The 18,927-nt window shown below is 59.2% G+C and carries 8 protein-coding genes and 7 pseudogenes; 7 read left to right on the forward strand and 8 right to left on the reverse strand.

Features of this window, described 5'->3' with window-relative positions; translation table 11 throughout:
• Positions 1–64: 64 nt before the first annotated feature.
• The 3 genes from IVA95_RS29170 to IVA95_RS29180 form a co-directional block, all read right to left on the reverse strand.
• Positions 65–1,849 (reverse strand): PQQ-dependent dehydrogenase, methanol/ethanol family, encoded by a 1,785-nt coding sequence (locus IVA95_RS29170; RefSeq protein ID WP_346658066.1) that lies wholly within the window; start codon positions 1,847–1,849, stop codon positions 65–67.
• A gap of 90 nt (positions 1,850–1,939) precedes the next feature.
• Entirely contained in the window at positions 1,940–4,258 is a 2,319-nt protein-coding gene (locus IVA95_RS29175) for a molybdopterin cofactor-binding domain-containing protein (RefSeq protein WP_247513601.1), read from the reverse strand.
• Entirely contained in the window at positions 4,255–4,713 is a 459-nt protein-coding gene (locus IVA95_RS29180; protein WP_247513602.1) for a (2Fe-2S)-binding protein, read from the reverse strand. Before IVA95_RS29180 ends, IVA95_RS29175 begins: the two co-directional genes overlap by 4 nt.
• Before the next feature lie 732 nt (positions 4,714–5,445).
• Between IVA95_RS29180 and IVA95_RS29185 the strand changes: the two are divergent.
• The 3 genes and pseudogenes from IVA95_RS29185 to IVA95_RS29195 all read left to right on the forward strand — a co-directional run.
• Positions 5,446–5,541 (forward strand): annotated as a pseudogene (locus IVA95_RS29185) (transposase); the annotation flags it as partial.
• 55 nt (positions 5,542–5,596) lie between these two features.
• Positions 5,597–6,964: pseudogene (locus IVA95_RS29190) on the forward strand (IS1182 family transposase).
• Between the two features lie 211 nt (positions 6,965–7,175).
• The gene (locus IVA95_RS29195; protein ID WP_247513603.1) at positions 7,176–7,340 is read left to right on the forward strand and encodes a transposase; all 165 of its coding nucleotides are present in this window, start codon (positions 7,176–7,178) and stop codon (positions 7,338–7,340) included.
• A gap of 263 nt (positions 7,341–7,603) precedes the next feature.
• Here IVA95_RS29195 and IVA95_RS29200 read toward each other — a convergent pair.
• A pseudogene (locus IVA95_RS29200) lies at positions 7,604–8,820 on the reverse strand (IS110 family transposase).
• 241 nt (positions 8,821–9,061) lie between these two features.
• Here IVA95_RS29200 and IVA95_RS29205 point away from each other — a divergent pair.
• Positions 9,062–9,196 (forward strand): annotated as a pseudogene (locus IVA95_RS29205) (IS256 family transposase); the annotation flags it as partial.
• 290 nt (positions 9,197–9,486) lie between these two features.
• Here the strand turns inward: IVA95_RS29205 and IVA95_RS29210 are convergent.
• Positions 9,487–10,158 (reverse strand): annotated as a pseudogene (locus tag IVA95_RS29210) (IS5/IS1182 family transposase); the annotation flags it as partial.
• Here IVA95_RS29210 and IVA95_RS39170 point away from each other — a divergent pair.
• Positions 10,063–10,608 (forward strand): hypothetical protein, encoded by a 546-nt coding sequence (locus IVA95_RS39170; RefSeq protein WP_247513696.1) that lies wholly within the window; start codon positions 10,063–10,065, stop codon positions 10,606–10,608. The pseudogene IVA95_RS29210 and the gene IVA95_RS39170 overlap by 96 nt on opposite strands.
• 326 nt (positions 10,609–10,934) lie before the next feature.
• On the opposite strand, the gene IVA95_RS29220 is transcribed toward IVA95_RS39170, so the two are convergent.
• Positions 10,935–11,861 (reverse strand): FkbM family methyltransferase, encoded by a 927-nt coding sequence (locus tag IVA95_RS29220; protein ID WP_247513604.1) that lies wholly within the window; start codon positions 11,859–11,861, stop codon positions 10,935–10,937.
• 694 nt (positions 11,862–12,555) lie between these two features.
• Between IVA95_RS29220 and nodU the strand changes: the two are divergent.
• Positions 12,556–14,219: pseudogene (gene nodU, locus IVA95_RS29225) on the forward strand (nodulation protein NodU).
• 487 nt (positions 14,220–14,706) lie between these two features.
• Here the strand turns inward: nodU and IVA95_RS29230 are convergent.
• A pseudogene (locus tag IVA95_RS29230) lies at positions 14,707–16,988 on the reverse strand (molybdopterin cofactor-binding domain-containing protein).
• Positions 16,985–17,446, reverse strand: coding sequence for a (2Fe-2S)-binding protein (locus tag IVA95_RS29235; protein WP_247513605.1), 462 nt, complete (start codon positions 17,444–17,446; stop codon positions 16,985–16,987). Before IVA95_RS29235 ends, IVA95_RS29230 begins: the two are co-directional and overlap by 4 nt.
• A gap of 43 nt (positions 17,447–17,489) precedes the next feature.
• Here IVA95_RS29235 and IVA95_RS29240 point away from each other — a divergent pair, with 43 nt between their 5' ends.
• A complete protein-coding gene (locus tag IVA95_RS29240) occupies positions 17,490–18,521 on the forward strand; it encodes an IS110 family transposase (protein ID WP_247513606.1) in 1,032 nt (343 codons plus the stop codon).
• Positions 18,522–18,927: the final 406 nt, after the last annotated feature.

The following is an 18,927-nucleotide window of genomic DNA, read 5'->3' on the forward strand; positions in this document are numbered from 1 at the left end:
CCTCTTGGACTAATTTTGCAAAGTGGGGCGAGGACACTTTCGCCGCGCTTCGCCGCACAGCGGATCACAGCTTGAAAACGTACAGCATGGAGCCCGGGGGGATCTTCTCCAAGCCTTTTGTGGAATCGAGGTTCCACTTGTCCCAGGCGCCGCCCAGTCCCACGAGGATCGCAATATATTGCTTTCCATCGACCGAGAACGTCATGGGGGGAGCGTTGACGCCGCCACCCGTATTGAACTCCCATAGCTTGTTTAGAGTCTTAGCATCGAGAGCGTAGAGCTCTCCGGATGGGTGGCCAGCGAACACCAACTCGGGCGTCGCAAGCAGCCCTCCCAGCATCGGGTACCTGGTCTCATGCTTGCCGGTGACCTTACCGGTGGTAACGTCAATAGCGGTTACGCTTCCTGTTATCGGCAGCTTCGTGACTGGACCGCCGCCTGTGAAGAATTCGCGCGCCTTCCAATCGCCAGGTTTGGTCTCCTTGACATCCGCCTCGTTGCAGCTCTCGATGACGGGGATGTACCAGGTCTTCAGGTCTGGATTGTACGCAGTAGGCGGCCAGTTCTTGCCACCCATATTTCCAGGACAAGTGGTGATATGCGTATTCTTCCGATTCGGCGTCACCTGCGGATCATAGGTCTGTACCGACTTGCTGGGATCATACTCTATCGGCTTTCCGGTCTCGGGGTTGATGCCCTTGGTCCACGTCACCTTCTTCACGAAGGGGGTTGCCCAAAGGAAAGAGCCATCGGTGCGGTCGAGCGCGTAACCGAAGCCGTTGCGATCAGCTTGTAGTGCCACCTTGCGTGGCCTTCCCTTGAACGGGATGTCAACCAGCACTCTCTCCGCAACACTATCATAGTCGAATGGATCATTCGGTGTGTGCTGAAAGTGCCATTTGATCTTCCCGGTGTCCGGATCCAACGCAACGGTACTATCAGTGTAAAGGTTGTCGCCCGGACGGTATTCCGTATCCCAATCCGGCCCAGGATTTCCGACACCCCAGTAGACCAAGTTGGCTTGGGCATCATACGATCCGGTCACCCACGTAGATCCCCCACCCGTCTTCCACGCATCGTGATCATCCTTCCAGGTCTCGTTCCCTGGCTCGCCCTTGGCTGGAATCGTATACGTTCGCCAAACTTCCTTTTGAGATTTCAAGTCAGTGGCAGCAATCCAGCCGCGGATGCCGTACTCGGCACCCGCCACTCCGGTAATAGCCATGTTCTTGACGATCAACGGCGCGCCAGTGATTACTTCGCCCTTGTCGGGATCGGCCACCTTGCGCTCCCAAGCGACTTTGCCATCGTTCTTATTGGTCGCAACCAAGCGCCCATCGAGGGTATGAGAGATTACAAAATTGTCCCATAGCGCCGCGCCTCGATTGTTAACACCGCAACAAGCAACGGCACCGGCCCAGTCGTGGTCGGTCTTCGGATCCATTTTCCATACCAGATTTCCGTTCCCGCCGTGGAGATCGATTTTGTAGACAGATCCCCACCCGTCGGTGACATACATGAATCCGTTCTCGACAATCGGGGTCCCTTCGAGACCGCCGTGACTCCAAATACCGCCACCTTCGATACCGCCCAGAGCCATCGTCCACGCGACGTGCAGCCCCTTGACCGTGCTGCGATTGATCTGGTTCAGCGGTGAATAGCGCTGGGCCGTGTAATCGCGGTGATGATGCAGCCAGTTGCTCGTTTCCTGCGTCGCATTGAGAAGACGCTTTTCGGTCGTTTCGTCAGAAGCAACTGCCACACTCCCAAGAGCCCCTGCCATTAGGCCGATCCCGACGATCGTCCTGACGGCTTCCCAAACTCCAACTTTAGTCCTGCTTACCTTCATCCTTTCACTCCTCTAGTAGCCAATTCTTTTTGGTGATTGTGTTCGAGCTCAATCGCGGTTCGAGGCGATCGAGCATTGATGCCTGGTCATCTAGACTCGAATCTGATCGCCTACTGGAAGCGAACGGATTCGCTTGCCCGTCGCGGCGAAGATCGCGTTGCAAAGCGCCGGCAGAAAAGGCGGCACTCCTGGCTCTCCGACACCACCCGCGGGCACGTCAGAATCGTTGGGAACGATGTGAACACGCACATTTAGCGGTGCATTGTCGATGCGCGCTACCGGATAGCTGTCAAAATTACTCTGCTCGGCGCGGCCATTCACGAACGAAATCTCGCCGATGAAATTGCTGAGACCCATGACCGCTGCACCCTCAATCTGGGACCGAATCCGTTCAGGGTTGACAGCAAAACCGCAGTCGATCGCGGTTTCGACGCGCGGTATGAAGAGCTTTCCTTGAGAATCCACAGCAACTTCAACGACTGTCGCCACGTACGACAGAAAACTGCGGTGTGCTGCAATTCCGTACCCACTCCCCTTCGGGAGTGATCTCCCCCAGTTGGCACGCGACGCCGCCAAGTTGATCACGTTCGCAAGACGTCCGGTATCGATCGGGTAAGTCGAGTACGGATCACCGTAATTCCAGAGCGGATCGGTCAGCCCAAGTTTCTCAAGCTCAAGCTTTCGTGGGGGCCCGATGGCTTCGAGCAAGAAGTCCTTGGGGTCCTTCCCCAGAATCTGCGCGATCTCTCCAATGAAGGACTGTACGGCAAAAGCATGAGGTATGTTGTTGACCGACCGGAACCAGCCAATTCTCGTCAGGGCCGCCGCTTCGCCAGTTTCGAAGCGCACGTTAGGGATGTCCAGCGCGACATCTGCAAGCCCCAACCCCAGTTCAACAGCTTGCTCGCGCTTTGGATCAGGCTTGAAATTCGCAAACAAGGTCGGCGCGACCGAACGATGCCGCCATGCGATCACCTTTCCCGACGAGTCAACGCCTGCGTCCAAACGCGAATAGGTGACGGTATGATAGAAGCCATGATGGAGGTCGTCCTCTCGCGTCCAGGCGAGTTTGACAGGCGCGCCATCGAGTGCCTTCGAGAGCAGTACGGCTTCTTGTGCGAAGTCCGATTGACACTTTCGGCCAAAGCCGCCGCCGAGAAGAGTAATGTTCACTTTTACCTTCTCAATCGGCAACTCGAGCAGCTTCGCGAATGCGTCGCGCGCGCCAAATGGAGACTGCAACGGAGCCCAAACCTCGCATTCGCCGTTGCGAATGGTCGCTGTCGCAACCAGCGGCTCCATAGAAGCTTGAGCAAGGTGCGGCACGTAATACTCGGCGGATAGAACTTTCGACGCAGCGGCGAACGCCTTGTCGAAATCTCCTTGATTGCGCTCAACGCGACCCGGCTTGTTCGCGACTTTGGCCATCTGCCGTCGATACCCGGCGGAATCGTAACCGCCATTTTCGCCGTCTTCCCAGTCGAGCTTCAAGGCTTCTCGACCCTTTATGGCCGCCCACGTATTCGTGGCCACCACCGCGATCCCTCCAAGAGGTGAGAATGCGGCAGGCGGCGCCCAGCTAACCTTGAGCTCCAATACCTTTTCGACGCCGGGAACTTTGAGGGCGTCCGTTGCATCGAAAGATTTTATTCTCCCGCCGACAACGGGAGGACGAGCGATCACGGCGTATTTCATGCCAGGCAATCGCACATCGTATCCGTACTGCGCCTTCCCAACAGTGATGTCGAATAAGTCATAGATTGGGACGTTGCCGTGGCCCATATACCGAAAAGTATTGTCGGGCTTGAACTTCAGGGACTCTGCTGGTGGGGCCGGTAAGTCCATCGCAGCTTTCGCGAGTTCACCGTAACCCAGCTTACGGCCGGTCGGGCTATGTATCACCTCGTGATTTGTAGCTTGAACCTCTGATAAGAGAACTCCCCAATGTTTCGCCGCCGCTTGCTCCAGCATCTGGCGCATCGCCGCGCCGATCTGTCTCATCGGCTGGAAGAAGTGACGCATGCTACGAGAGCCGTCCGTGTCTTGATTGCCGTACCGCGGCTCATCGGCGAGCGCTTGGACTATACGAACCTTCGACCAATCGGCCTCTAATTCCTCCGCAACCACCATCGGAAGTGAAGTTCGAATTCCCGTGCCCATCTCGGAACGGTGGGCGGTAATCGAAATGATGCCCGACGAATCTATCGACACGAAGACATGCGGATCGTTTACGATCCCATGCGGCATCTGAGCGCCACCGGTTTCGTACGCCAGGCCCGGCTCCAGGCTAGAAATCTCGGCAGCAAGAGCAAACGCTGCAGCTGCCGTCGAGCGAAGGAATTGACGGCGGCTAACGTTCTCGATTCTCACGCAAGGAATGGATGAGGATCTCGGCGCATGCATGTTCATTGTTGGACCCCTCTTGACGCTGCGCGAACCGCAGACTGGATTCGTTGGTAGCAGCCGCAGCGGCAAATATTCCCTGCCATTGCATCGCTGATCTGCTGGTCGGAGGGGTTCTTGATCTCAGCAAGGAGCGCCGCGGCCTGCATAATTTGTCCTGCCTGGCAATAGCCGCATTGCGGAACTTGCTCCTCGCGCCATGCGCGCTGAACGGGATGATTGCCGTCTGCATCCAATCCTTCGATTGTGGTGACTGGTCTCGCAACGTCACCGACGGCCGTAATGCACGAGCGGACCGCATCGCTGCCTACGTGAACCGTGCAGGCACCGCACTGAGCGATGCCGCACCCATATTTAGTACCCGTTAGTCCGATCACATCGCGCAGTACCCACAGCAGCGGCGTATCCGGCGGCAGGTCGACAGTATAAGATCTCTTGTTTATCGTAAGCTCAATACTCATCTCCGACGTCCTCCAGATCTCCAGCTTTGCGGCTTGCAAGCCAAGCGATCGACGATTGTGGACAGCGATACATCCGGGCGGACGCACAACACCTCCCGAGCTCCAAGACGCGCAGTCTCGTAGCTATCGGCAGCAATCAATCGGGTTCAATAGGGAGCGAGGCTCGTCGCTTGGACATTGATCGGCCCCGCACGTGATTCCGTGCCTGTCGTCCACCCTCCCATTATTGTCTTCAGCAAATTTCAGCTCTTCCGAAGATCGAAATCGCCAGCTTAAGTGATACCGAAGCCGCTGCTTGCAATCTCGTTCCGTGCTGATCAAAATCCATCAAACACCGAGGCAGGCTTTGAGGGGGCCGACGATCAGAGACATTGCGCGCGAGGCGAATGTGGGCACCGCAACCGTCGAGGGGGTTCTCAAGGACCTCGGCGGCGTGAGGACCGAGCTTGCCGAAAGAGTCATCAAGGCCACAAAGAAACTAAATATGGCGACCGGCGATTCAGGCTCACCGCGGCATCATTCGGATCGAGGTGCTTCTCGTTCAGCCGGAGGTCAGGTTTTTTTATGCCGACCTCAACGCTACTTTCCAGCGGATTTCGGCTCCTTGGACCCAACTATTTTGGTGCACCGAACGTTCGTTCTCGCGAGGACGATATCGCCGGCGTCGCCCAACACATTGCAAAGCTCCCTCTTCGCCGAGCAGGTCTCATCGTTCCGGCTCCAGACCATCCGGTCTTCGACGGACTGAAGGGCTTGCCTGAGGCGATCACGTCGGTCTACCCGCAAACCTTGGTGCAGACCTGCATCGTGGGGTCGTTGAAAAAGTCTGCGGTCGTCGATTCACTGATCTCGCCGGTTCTCTTTGATTCGCGAGGTGGGCAGGATGCTGGGTCGGAAAGAGCGCGATCAGCTGGAGCTGTTCATCACCGGTTCGTTGCGACAGCTCGTTCCAGACGACCACATCCTCGCTCGCGTCGATCGCGTGTTGGACCTCTCGTGGCTGCGTGACGAGGTCGCCGATCTCTACTGCACAGATAACGGACGCCCTGGGATCGACCCGGAAGTGGCTGTTCGGCTTATGCTTGCCGGCTTTCTGCTGGGAATCATCCATGACCGACGGCTGCTGCGCGAGGCGCAGGTCAATCTCGCGATCCGTTGGTTCGTGGGCTACGGTTTGCACGAGGTGCTGCCCGACCACTCGTCGCTAACGCGCATTCGCCAGCGCTGGGGTGCCGAGCGCTTTCGCAACATCTTCAAGCGCACGGTGAAGGCGTGCATCGCAGCCAGGATTGCGACCGGCGAGATCGTTCATATCGATGCATCGCTGATCCGCGCGAATGTGAGACTGGGACGCTTTGGCAGTGCGCCATGTTGCCGACATAGAGGCGGCCAATCCATCCGAGTTCGAATGGGAAGACCGTCAGAGCGGCAAATACAAAAAGATCTGCACGACCGATCCCGATGCGACTATGGCGACGAACGGTCGTAACCGCCGTCTCGAACCCTCCTACAAACAACATACGGCTGTCGATGATGTGAAGGGCGTCGTTGTCGACGTCGAGGTGACGACCGGCGAAGAGAACGAAGGTATGGCCGTAGAAGCTCAGCTTGATGCCATCGCCATGACGACCGGTGTCGCTATTAAGACGGCGACCATGGATGCAGGCTACGCCTATGCTAAGGTTTTCGGGCGTTGGAGGACCGCCAGATCGATGCCATCGTACCGGCCAAGGCCGAGCGGCAACCTGGCAAGGTCATACCGACGCGGCGCTTTAGGCTCGATGCCAAGCACAACCTGGTGCGCTGTCCAACTGGCAAGATCCTACGGCCCAAGAGCAAGCTGCAACGGGGCGCCTTTCAATACTTCCATGCGAGTCGCGAAGACTGTCGGGCCTGTCCCCTCCGGCCTCGTTGCGTGAGCCCCTCCCGCCATGCGCGTGTGGTCGTATTCAATATTAACCACCCGTCGTTGCTTCGAGCGCGGCGCAAGAGGCTCAGATGGGGAAATCATGAACACCATTTCTATCGGCGTCATCGTTGGCGAGTCGAGGGGGTGCATGGCGAAGCCAAGACTTGGCACGGTCTCGCTCGCGCCATCCGTCGTGGCAGAGACAACATGCGCATCCAAGCTTTCCTGACTGCCGCTGCTGTCAATCTGAAGCGGTTGGCCGCAGCGCTCTTCGCCATTTTGCTGGTGTTCGCTCCCCACGTTAATGAACGGATCCGTTTTCAAAGGATCGCCTCAACCTGAGGCCCGACCAGCGGCGCGCCCGCATCTGGCAAGGACGCGAGTCAATCCAAAGAACGGGCTTCTTCAACGACCCCATCGTGCACCTGATCAGGAACAGGGTTGCCTTCGTCTCCTGAAAGGACCGCAAGGCGATTCTGCCCTCGATCAAGGCGATCTATCGGGCCGAGAGCGCCGATGCGGCTCTGGTGCGGCTTGCGGAGTTCGAGGCCGAATGGGCAAGCGCTATCCCGCCGTCGGCCAGATCTGGCGCAACGCGTGGGAGCACGTGGTGCGGTTCTTCGCTTTCGCGCCAGGCATCCGCAAGATGATCTACACGACGGATGAGATGAACAAGCGATTTCTTCAAGACCGAGACGACGATTGCGGACCGCTGTAAGTCTATTCTTTTGTTCGGTCGCGCTGCGGGTCATTCTTCCGTCCCGGCCACCGATCACTCAGCCGCCGCGCGCAGGGGCGGTCAAGGCTGGCCGCGTTTACGGCCACCGCAAGGCTTGGCCTTGACCGGCCCGAGCACGGCGGCATGCTGGTGTGGAACGGGATTGCATTCCTGGCTGGCACTTGCCGTCAGCGGCGATTATGGTTGTCGGGCGCGGGCGACCTCGTGGCGAAGCGCATCGGCTGCAAGCGTCACCGGACTGCCTATTTTGTCCTGCCGAGCTGAGGCGCCCGCGCCCCGGATTTTGGCCGCCGCGGTTTCCATTGTGACACGAACCGTTCGTAGCTTTGCTCTGCCTGGGCGGCAATCAACATCTCGCGGTCGCGCAGCGACTTGATGTTATAGGCATAGGCTGGTCCACGCCGGTTGCCTTTCTGTTGCGGATGTCCGGCTTGAAGTTGCATCGCGCGGGTCTTGTTGGCGACCAGCGCTGGGCGCGCCCACAGGTAATCTTCGCCCCTCGTCAACAATGCCAGCAGAGCACAGTGAGCTTGCGAGCCATGGCCACCGCGGCGATCTGATGGCCGCGCCGGGCGCGGATGCGCACGAAAAACGCATGCAGTGGACCGGGCGCCTTGGCCGCGGCCCAGGCCGCCTCGACCAGCATGGCGCGCGCGTGAGAACGGCCGATCTTGCTGATGCGACCGTGATGGGCGACTCCCAGTCCCGACTGCCGCACCCGCGGGTTCACCCCGAAATAGCTCACCAGCTTCTGCGGGCTGCTGAACCGGCTGATGTCGCCGATCGCCGCCACGATCCCGGCGGCGACTGCCAGATTCACGCCGGTGATCGTCATCAATCTGTTGACCGGGGGATCGTCGATGGCGTCCTGTGCGATCTCGCGGTCGAGCAGGGCCAAGTCTTCGGCCAGCCGGTCAAGCTCACGAACGTGCCGATCGATCGCTGCGCGCTCATCGTCCGGCAACTGTTGAGCGGCCAGCCACGCCCGGCCGCGGGCGTTGAAAAGATCGGCGTGCGGGCACTTTGGGATCAGGTGCGCATGCAGGATCGAATGCACTTCATTCTTGAGCCGCGTGCGATGCCGCACGACCTGGTAGCGCCGCGCCACCAGCCTGCGCTTGCGTTCGGTCGCCGCATCAGGCGTCCAGATCTGCGGCAGGTAGCCTGCTGCCTGCAGGCTGGCGAGTGTACCGGCGTCGATCTTGTCAGTCTTGACGTGCGCCTGAGCGATCGCCTTCACCTGCAACGGATTGGCGATAATCACCCGCGCCACGAATGGCGCCAGCACCCGCGACACCGCCATGCTATTTCCGGTCGCCTCGATCACCACGTCATCGGTCGACCGCAGACTCTTGCCCATTCCTTCAAGGGCGGTCCGGGTCATGTCGACCCGACCGGCATGTCGAAGGATGCCGTCTTCCCAGATTACCACCTCGCCGAAGGTTCGGTGAACATCAATACCAATCACGCGTCGCATCTGCGCGTCCTCCCTTCTGTTGGTTATAGCGGGAGCGGCGGGCGACACGACAACTACGGATTCGCGCTCACGGCGCAACCGGGCGAGTCGCAGAGGCGGCCAGCTACTAACACGAGCTCTCGGCTCATCGTGTGTATCGGCCTGCCCGCACTTCGTGCTCCCGGTGCCTCTGTCCCGATGGTCGCACCATACGCCACGATGTAGAACACCGCAGCGGACGTTAGCACCGAGAAATCTCATACCGGTTACCAATGCGGTCGAGGCGCTGCACCGGTCGCTTTGCAAGATCATCAAGACCCGCGGCAGCTTCCCGACCGACGAGGCGGCGCTCAAGCTCTTGTATCTCGCCATCAAGAACGCTGGCGTCCATTGGCGCCGACCAGTGAATGGACCGCCGCAATGGGACAGTTTGCCATCCAGTTCGGCGCGTGCTTTCCGGGAGCAGCGCGCGAATGATCACAACCGACATCACGGCGCCGACGATGATCGCATGGTCCGAACCTTCGCCGTCAAGCCCCGCGCCTGCGGCGCGCCGCTGCGCGGCTTCGGGGCTTGACCGCTCGGTTCGGCCAAGCAGAGTTGACGGCCATGCCGTCGATGCGACCCCTCAATGTCTAATTTCGGACATTCCACGACCCTTCTTGTTGGTCTTGCGCGCCGTTCGCGCAACGCCTCGATCTCTGTCATCTTCGCGAGCGCTGTCTTGACGCGGGTCTCGCGTTCCCGCGCGGCGCACTCCTTGGCTGCCATAATCCGGCGGTTGCTGGCATGCAGACTGTCGGTTGTTTCTTGCCTCGGCCGCTGCACCGACCGCTGTGCCTTCCTGAGCTCCTTGTGCAGCTTCTTGCGTCGTGGGAACGATTCGTGCCCCCGACGCACAGCCCTCACCCCATCTTGCGCCACCTCGTCAAGTTCGATCACCCTGGCGACGTTCTCGCTCAGCAACCGATCGAGCAGGTCCGGACGCATGGTGCGGAAGTCGGCAAGCCCGTGATAGTTCACGCCCACCCCGCCGCGCAGCCAGCGATAGATATCATGGTTCTCGCAGAGCCGCGCCAACGCTAGCGCGCTTCCAACCCTCACTCGTGCATATCATAAAGCCACAGCGCCAGCAGAAGCCGCTGGCCCGCAGGCGCTTGGCCCGGCGTGTGCTCGCGCCCGGATCGCCTCCTGCAACTCCCGCAGATCAAGCCTCTCGACCTAACCCCAGATCACCCGGGCCGGGTGATCCGGAGCTACAAAGGCCTCCAGATCGACCGCGCACAGCTCAATCTGATCGCGTACCGGTTCCCGCTGGTGCGGCTTCCCCTCCTCAAGCACTTCGGCTCGCCGCTGGGTCGAAAGATCAGGAAACAGTTCATCGCCGGACATCGCAGCCCCTTGCAATCGCTTCGGTCACCGAATCACGCTCTCCTCTCGAACTCGATGCCAATCAGGCGCAAAGATTCACAGCCTCTGAGGCGCTCCATCGCGGTGAGAGCCGGCTTCATATCCGGCATCCACAGGACAAGCGCACAAGTGCCTGGCGCACTCAACAAGACCGCGGCGCAGACGAAGATTGGCTGTGGGACGTGGCCATTGAAATGGGAGATCGAAGAGGGCGTGATCCGGATCTATGGTGTCGGAGAAGACGGCATCCAGGCGTTCACCGACTTGGAATCAAAACCTGATCGAGCTTATCAGGCTCTACAAAGAGAATCCTGGACTGCTAAGGCGGTGACCCCTGCGGCCTACGTTGAATGGATACGAACAGGCATTCGCCAAGATTAACACCGGATTGCGCATCGCTCAAAAGAGCCCCCTCGAAGACCCTCGGCGACACATGGGAGATCTCGTTACCGCCATCCAGTCCGGCGAATGCAGTAACCTTCGCAAATGCCGAATATGCTTCCGTCAAAAAATGTGAAACGCTCTAGCTAGCTATCCGAGCATGATGGTCGACAACCCGGATGTTACGGCGATGCTATTGGGCAGCGTGTTGGGGTTTGGCGATACCGCCCGGACCACCGATTTTCGAGATATATCACCGAGGGCTGGACCCAATGGCAGAGCTTGGGCATGTGTTTGATGACAGCCGGTTGATTTGGGCGGCTGCATTAGGTCAATCGCTCGAAGATGACGTTGATGTCAGTCATTGCAGCAAGCCGGTATGATCTGCCTTCCATCAGATTGACGATCCGAGCCCTGTTGCCCTTTATAAAATGCTCGCTTGGCTCGCACTGGATGACGGCAGGTTTGATGCGCTCGGAGTCAATGGCCTTAACGAGATCGTAATCCAGTCCTTCGCAATCGATCGATAAGAAATCGACCTTGTCGGCATAAGGGATCAATAGATCGTTGATACCGAGAGCGCTCACCTCGATATGTTCTCGGATACCTCCTATGCCGTCGAAGTCGCCGAAACTTTTAACATGTGCTTCATCCACAGAAGAAAGCTCATGGGCGTTTCCGATGAAGAGCGTGGCAGACGCCTGCGGAGCGGGCAAGACAACGGACGGCACGAGAACGTCTCTCGGGCGCGCCGTCTGGATCAGTGCTCCCAATTCAGGATTGGGTTCAACTAGAATACCTTGCGCGCCTCTTTGGTACATAAGATAGGTATTCGAGGTAGAGATGGGGTGATTGGCGCCGATCTCGACATAGAATACACTGGCCCAAGATCTTTGGCTTTTCCAGAGTCTTGCGGCCAAGATTCCTTCCAAAATGACGTCTTCTCCGGCTTGTGCATAGCTAGCCGGCGCGAAGTGCTTGATCCGAGAGTTTGGAAGATTGAGCCTATCGACCTCCCGGTTTATGGAATGGTTTTCAAGCTCGGAAAACATAGGCTCGCCCTCCAATGTAAGGAAAATAGCCATCGCATGCCGCTTTTGCCGCGGCGGCTCTTTGCTCATCATCCCAGCAATCGGCGTGCCACGCGTGGAATATGGTGCTCGCTTGCTTAACGAAAGTGAAACCCGCATGCGTGCCAGCATGCCCGCTGGAATGGCCGCGACACTTTGTCGGGTTCGCGACATCGGCGCCATCAACCGGACATGCTTGGTACGACATCAGGCGCACGCCACACGCTCGACATCGCTGACGGCGAGGTTCAATTTCGCTGGAAGCATTATCGCGATGCGGCACCCTCTTTGGAAAGCTTGCCCGCTCCGTTCGCAACTCTGGGGCAAGTGGACCGCCTGATCGCTCGGCAAGCGAAACAAGAGCCGCCTGACGAACGTCGGCGAACCGATGGCTTAAGCCTGGCTTAGCCGAGACGCTCCTGCTCTTTCAGGGCCACGTCGAGGAAACGAGACGGTCGAACCACCGGTCGATGCCGAGGTTACTGCAAAGCAAAACCAGGTTCCTTCGCCTGTTTGGCGTCTACGCGGTAGCTATCGATGATCAATGCATGGATGGTCGGCGTATTGCGGCACCTCAACTCCTGACCTGACAAATCGAATAGATAGCCCGAGACGGAAAATCCGGCTCGCGGCCTACTTCGGAGAACGCTTCACGGTTGATGGGCGTCACGCATGCTTCTGTCCGAAAACATACGTGCCTATGTTGGAAACCCGCCAAGTTGATTGCGAACGCGAGATTCAGCTGGGAAACGGCGAGGGATTCTTCTGATTCCAGTGGCCCAAATCATTACTCATTCAACGAATGCTTACTTGCATGCTTTCAGCGTCCGATTCACTCGATAGGAATCGAATTGCCCGCTTTAGCTATGGAGACACTATGCGCATCTGCGGTCTCAAGCTGACGCATGACGGAGCGATCGCTCTGGTCGAGGATGGACGGCTTGTCTTCTGTGTCGAGCAGGAAAAGCGGAGCAACAATCCGCGGTATCAACGCATCGACAAGCTCGATGCAGTTGTTCTCACTTTGGCGGAGCACGGTCTGGACTTGCGGGATGTCGATCAATTCGCCGTAGACGGCTGGTGGGGCGAGGTAGAGTCGCAGTTCCTCAGTGGGGCGGCGCCTATCACTCTAAAAGGGGCGACGTATTTTGAGCGCCATACCGAAGGCCTTCTCACTTCGCGCGACGGCTTTGGCCTGATGCTCGACGACACGGTTTTCCGTTATAAAAGTTATCCGCACGTCACAGGCCATGTGGCATCCGCATACTGCACTAGCCCCTTTGCCAAAGCCGGACAACCCGCGGCTGCCTGGTGTGTGACGGCGGCACCTTTCCACGTCTCTATTATGTAGAACGCCGCGCAGCCCGGTTTCTCGGATGCCTATTCCCGATGATTGGTCAAGTCTATGCTGCCGCGGGCAGTCACTTCGGACCCTTTAAGCAGGTGAACCGTACCGACTGGGACCTCGGTGTGGCCGGCAAGCTGATGGCCTACATCGCGCTCGGGTCTGTTGATGAAGACATCGTCACGGTATTTCAGGAGCTCTATCGGGAGCGCTTTGCGGCCGACACTGAGCTTGTCCATCGTTACATCGCGAAGGCCTCGCGTGGCGCTGGCTCCCCGCTTGGGGCTGTGCATGATTTTTTCGAGGCCAGCGTTCTCCTGTTGAAGGCCAAGGCACCCGAAGATGTGCTCGCATCGTTTCATTGTTTTCTTGAGCGTCTGCTCCTCCAAGAAATGGCGACCGCTTTGCAGCGGCATTCGTGTGTACCGCCGCGCAATTTGTGTATAGCCGGAGGCTGTGGTCTCAATATCAAATGGAACAGCGCACTACGTGCTAGCGGCCTGTTCGATGCGGTCTGGGTGCCGCCCTTTCCGAATGACAGTGGCTCGGCAATTGGCGCCGCTTGCTCTGCACTGGCGGCGGACAGGGGCTTCGTGCCGTTGAAATGGTCGGTCTATAGTGGTCCAGCCCTGCAAGCTCGCGATGTCCCGCCAGAATGGGAGGTCGCGCCGTGTAGTATGCGTGAACTTGCGACCATTCTCGCCAGCAACAAGCCTGTAATTTTCCTTGCCGGCCGCGCCGAGCTTGGACCACGGGCATTAGGTAGCAGAAGCATTCTCGCCGCCGCAACTTCGCCGCGAATGAAGGATTATCTCAACGACATCAAACTTCGCGAACACTTCCGGCCGGTGGCGCCGATATGCCTGGAGGATCGTGCGCCGGATATTTTCAGTCCTGGAACGCCAGACCCTTACATGCTTTTCGATCACCAGACACGAGCAGAATGGCGCGACAAAATCCCTGCTGTTGTACATCTCGACCAATCGGCGCGATTGCAGACCGTTTGCAGGAGCTCTCAGCACAAAGTCGCCGAACTTCTCGTGGAATATGAAAAACTCACGGGCATTCCGCTGCTTTGCAATACGAGTGCTAACCTCCATGGACGTGGGTTTTTCCCGGATGCCGCAGCCGCCTGCGAATGGGGACGGGTTGAGCACGTATGGTGCGATGGCATGCTATGGACGAAAACTCCGTAAGTGAAGTGTCCTACCGATATGGCATCACTTTCGATGCCCGGTCTATTCGGGGACACCGTCACCGCAAAGCTGGTGATGCGTGAGAAGGACGAGGAGCGCAACACTCGCATCTTTACTGCCACGCGGTCCCCAACCAGAACGGCACTGTCGCGGCGTCAGGCAGCGCTTCCTGAAGGTCTTTTGATGCAAACAGCTGACGGTGACGGCCTGGTAAAGCCTGTCATACCGAAACCAATGCGGGATCGGCAGCCGGCGTGCCAGGCGCCCGCGACCGAAACCTTGCAAGCAAGCGCTGGTCCGTGCGGCCGGCCGAAGCCAGTCCTGAGCCGAATTCCCCGCTAATAGGAAAATTTGTGGGGATCCTCGGAATTCGGGAACCGAACTAACCCACCTATTCGGTTGCCCGCTTTAGACAGTGCAATTCGCAAAGAAATTCGCCGGAGAGGCCCCCGGCGAATCGTACCTGTCGGGTGTTTGTGACCGGGGCTTACGCCTTCATCGCGCCCTTCACGGCTTCCGGCGTGATCGGCAATGCGCGGACGCGGGCGCCGGAGGCATTGAAGATGGCGTTGCCGATCGCCGGCGCAACGACCGTGACCGCCGGCTCGCCGACGCCGGTCGGCTTGTCGCCGTTGGCGATGACGTTGACGGCGACTTCCGGCGTCTGGCTCATCCGCAACGGCGTGTAGCTATCGAAATTGGTCTGTTCGATACCGCCGTCCTTCAGCGTCGCCTTCTCGTACATGGCGAGCGAAAGGCCCCACAGCGCCGCGCCCTCGACCTGGGCGCCGATGTTGTCAGGGTGCACCTGCATGCCGACATCGGTTGCCACCGTCAACTTCTTGACCTTGACCTCGCCGGACGACGACACGGCGACATGAGCGACGCAGGCAGTCCAGCTTGCGGTCGCCCGCTCCTGCGACGAGACGCAGGCGATACCCATGCCCTCGCCCTTCGGCAGCTTGGTCGTGCCGTAGCCGGCCATGCCCATCGCTGCGAGCAGGGTGTTGCGCAGCCGTTGCGCGCCGCCATCCTTCTTGCCTTTACCGTCAAGCAACGCGATCCGATACTGCGCCGGATCCTGGCCGGCCGCATGCGCGAGTTCGTCGATCATGCTTTCGACCGCCCAGAAGGTCCAGCCCGGCGCCACCGAGCGCAGCGGACCGGACGGCGTCGCGGTATGCGCCAACTCGTTCTTGATCGCACGGACATTGTGATTGGGCACGGAATAGAAGAAGTCCGCGCCGTTCACGGTGAACGAGTCGAGCGGTCCCTTCTTGTCGACCGATGGCGTCAGGAAATCCGGGATTCCCCAGCGCGCAGTTGGCCAGGCCGACACCACGTCGTGATTGAGCGCGATCAGCTTGCCGTCGCCATCCAGGCCCGCCTTGACCTTCTGGAAGGTCAGTGGACGCGAATAGTCCATGGTCATGTCGTTTTCGCGCGAGTAGATGACCTTGACCGGCTTGCCGACGGCCTTCGCCGCCTGCACCGCCGGCACCATCATGTCGGCATCCAACCGCCGGCCGAAACCGCCGCCAAGCCACATCTGGTGCATCACGACGAACTTCGGATCGATCCCGGCCGCTGCGGCCGCGATTGCCCCGGTGCGCGTCGCAATCTGGTTGCCCGAATAGATGTGCAGGATTTCGCCTTTGAACTCGGCGGTCGCGTTCATCGGCTCCAGCGGCGCATGGATGTTGATGCTGGTGGTGTATTCGGCCTCCAGCACCTTGGCCGCGGTCCCGAAGGCCGCCGCGGGTCGCCGTCCTTGACGAAGAACTGCCCGGAATCGTCCTGCGCCTGCAGCCGCTTGGCCTCGTCGAGCAACGACTGGCTCGACAGCTTGGCGTTCGGGCCGTTGTCGTAGGTGATCTTCAGCGCATCGGCCGCCTTACGGGCGTTGGCATAGGTATTGGCGACCGCCACCACCCATCCGGTCGTGCTGCCAGTTTGGTCGTCGAGCGTCACCGCCTTGATGAAACCCGGCACTTTCTTGGCAGCGGAATCGTCGACTGATTTCACGGTGGCGCCATAGCGCACAGGCGGCGTGACGACCTTGCCGTAGACCATGCCCGGCAGCATGACGTCGATGCCGTATTTGGCCGTGCCGTTGACCTTGGGCGGAATGTCGAGCTGCGGCACCGACACGCCGATCATGGTGTACTGATCGGGCGTCTTCAGCTTGATCGCCTTGAGTTCATCAGCCGTGAAAGTCTTGGTGATCTTGCCGCTCTTGACGATTTCGGCAAACGTCATCGACTTCTTCGACTTCGGATGCGAGACGGTGGAATTGCGCACCACCAGTTCGCCCGCGGGCACGCCCATGATGCCTGCTGCCGCTTCCGTCAATGCGATCCGCCCCGCGGCGCCCGCGCGGCTCATCGCCTCGAAATTCATCATCGTGCTCCAGCTGCCGCCGGTAATCTGGGCGCCGAGCACCGGATCGTTGAACTTCGGATCGTTGGAGGCAAGCTGGACCCGCATGTCCTTCCAGTTCGCGCCGAGCTCCTCGGCCACGATCTGCGCCATGGTGGAGGCGATGTGCTGGCCCATGTCGGCCTTGCCGCAGGTGACGGTGACCAGGCCGTCGGGCGCGATCGAGTACCAGACCGAAGGTTCGAAGTTGGAGGGCGCGGCGAGCGCAGAATCGATGCCGGGGACCGCGGCATAGCCGAGCACGAGACCGGTGGCTGCCGAGCCGACCAGGAACGAGCGGCGGCTGAGATCGGCCGGCGCGCTATCATTGACTTTCATGTGCTTATTCATGTGGCCCTCCGCTCGGTGCCGGCGTTGGAGGCAGTACGCATTTCCGATGCGGCGCGCATGATCGCCTTCTGAATGCGCGAATAGGTCATGCAACGGCACAGATTGCCGTCCATATGCGCGATCACTTCATCCTTGGTGGGATTCGAATTCTTGGAAAGCAACGCTGCCGCCTGCATGATCTGGCCGGACTGGCAATAGCCGCATTGCGGTACCTGCTCGGCGATCCAGGCCTTCTGCAGCGGATGGTCGCCCTTGGCGGAAAGACCCTCGATGGTGGTGATCTTCTTGCCGACGGCATCGCTCACCAGGGTCTGGCAGGAACGAACGGCTTCGCCGTTGACGTGAACCGTGCAGGCGCCGCAGAGGCCTGCGCCGCAACCGAACTTCGTACCGGTCATCTGCAATTGCTCGCGGATGATGCTGTGGACGGCGCCCACTCTGCGGCATCGAAGTGCCATAGGGTGGTTGCGTTGAAGCAAACCACTTTGAGGGGAGCCGTCCATGGGCGAGGTTAGCACGATTGGTCTCGATATTGCGAAGTCAGTCTTCCAGGTTCACGGCGCAGATGTTGATGGCGCGGTTGTGATCCGCAAGCGTGTGAGCCGCGCCAAGGTGCTGGAGTTCTTCTCGACTTTGCCGGCTTGCGTTGTTGGCATTGAAGCCTGCCCAAGTGCCCATCATTGGAGCCGTGAGCTCCAGGCGCTCGGCCATACGGTGCGGCTGATGCCGCCCAGTTATGTGAAGGCTTATCTCAAGCGCAGTAAGAACGACGCTAATGATGCTGCGGCGATCTGCGAGGCAGTGACACGTCCGTCGATGCGTTTTGTGCCGACCAAAAGCGAGCAGCAACAATCAGGCCTGATGCTGCATCGCAGCCGACAGCTACTGGTCCGTCAGCGAACGATGCTGTCGAACGCGATCCGCGGTCACCTGGCCGAGCTCGGCATTATCTCGGCAAAGGGGCGCAACGGCACAGCCGAGCTGTTCAAGATCATTGCTGACGAGAAGGATGGTCGGATACCCGCGGCCGCACGGTTCAGCCTCGATGTTCTTGCCCGCCAACACGCCGCGATCGCAGCTGAGATCGGAGCTATCGAGAAGCGCATCCATGCCTGGCATCGTTCAAGCGAAGAAAGTCGCCGGCTCGAGCAGATCCCAGGCGTTGGTCCCATCGTCGCCACCGCCCTGGTCTCAGAAGTTGGTGATTGGAAAGAGTTCTCGTCCGGACGAAGCCTGGCCGCCTGGATCGGGCTTGTTCCCAAGCAGCATTCGACCGGTGGCAAGGAACGTCTGGGTAGAATCTCAAAGCAGGGAAACCGGTATTTGCGATGGCTGCTCGTCACGGGCGCCATGGCCGTTATCCGATATGCGCGGCAGCATGGCACGCGGCGCCTCTGGCTTGCGCATATTATGGAGCGCCGGCCGATCAAGGTCGCCGCCGTGGCGCTTGCCAATAAAATTGCGCGCATGGCCTGGGCCATGATGGTACGCGGAGAGCAGTTCAAAGAGCCAAGATTGCTGCCAGCAGCATAGACAATAGGAGTTTCAACGATTGGCGAGGGCATGACGACGTAATGCAGATACGGTTGTTCCGGGGATTGGGAGAGCCCGTTTGGGTCAACGCACTTTCAAGTGCATGCGAACGATTGGGACCCGATCCGCGCAGAGCATTAGGGCCAGCGGCTACACCTGCCGCATCAACAGGCCGGACACGTGACCGCACCCGACCAATGCTGCAAAACGTCAGAAAGTTCTTGCCAGGGCGCCGTCCACACGTGACCCAGAGCAGCGGCATATCGCGTGCCGCATCCACGGAGAGATCTCTGCCGTTGATGTTTAACTTTGCCATTTGCCAAAAACCTCCTTACGGGACGAATTCGAGGCGATTGAACTTAACTACATTCCGGTGAAAACGAATGGCAGCATCGCAAAGCTGCTC

The sequence above is a fragment of the Bradyrhizobium sp. 157 genome (genome assembly GCF_023073815.1).
Classification (GTDB): Bacteria; Pseudomonadota; Alphaproteobacteria; order Rhizobiales; family Xanthobacteraceae; genus Bradyrhizobium.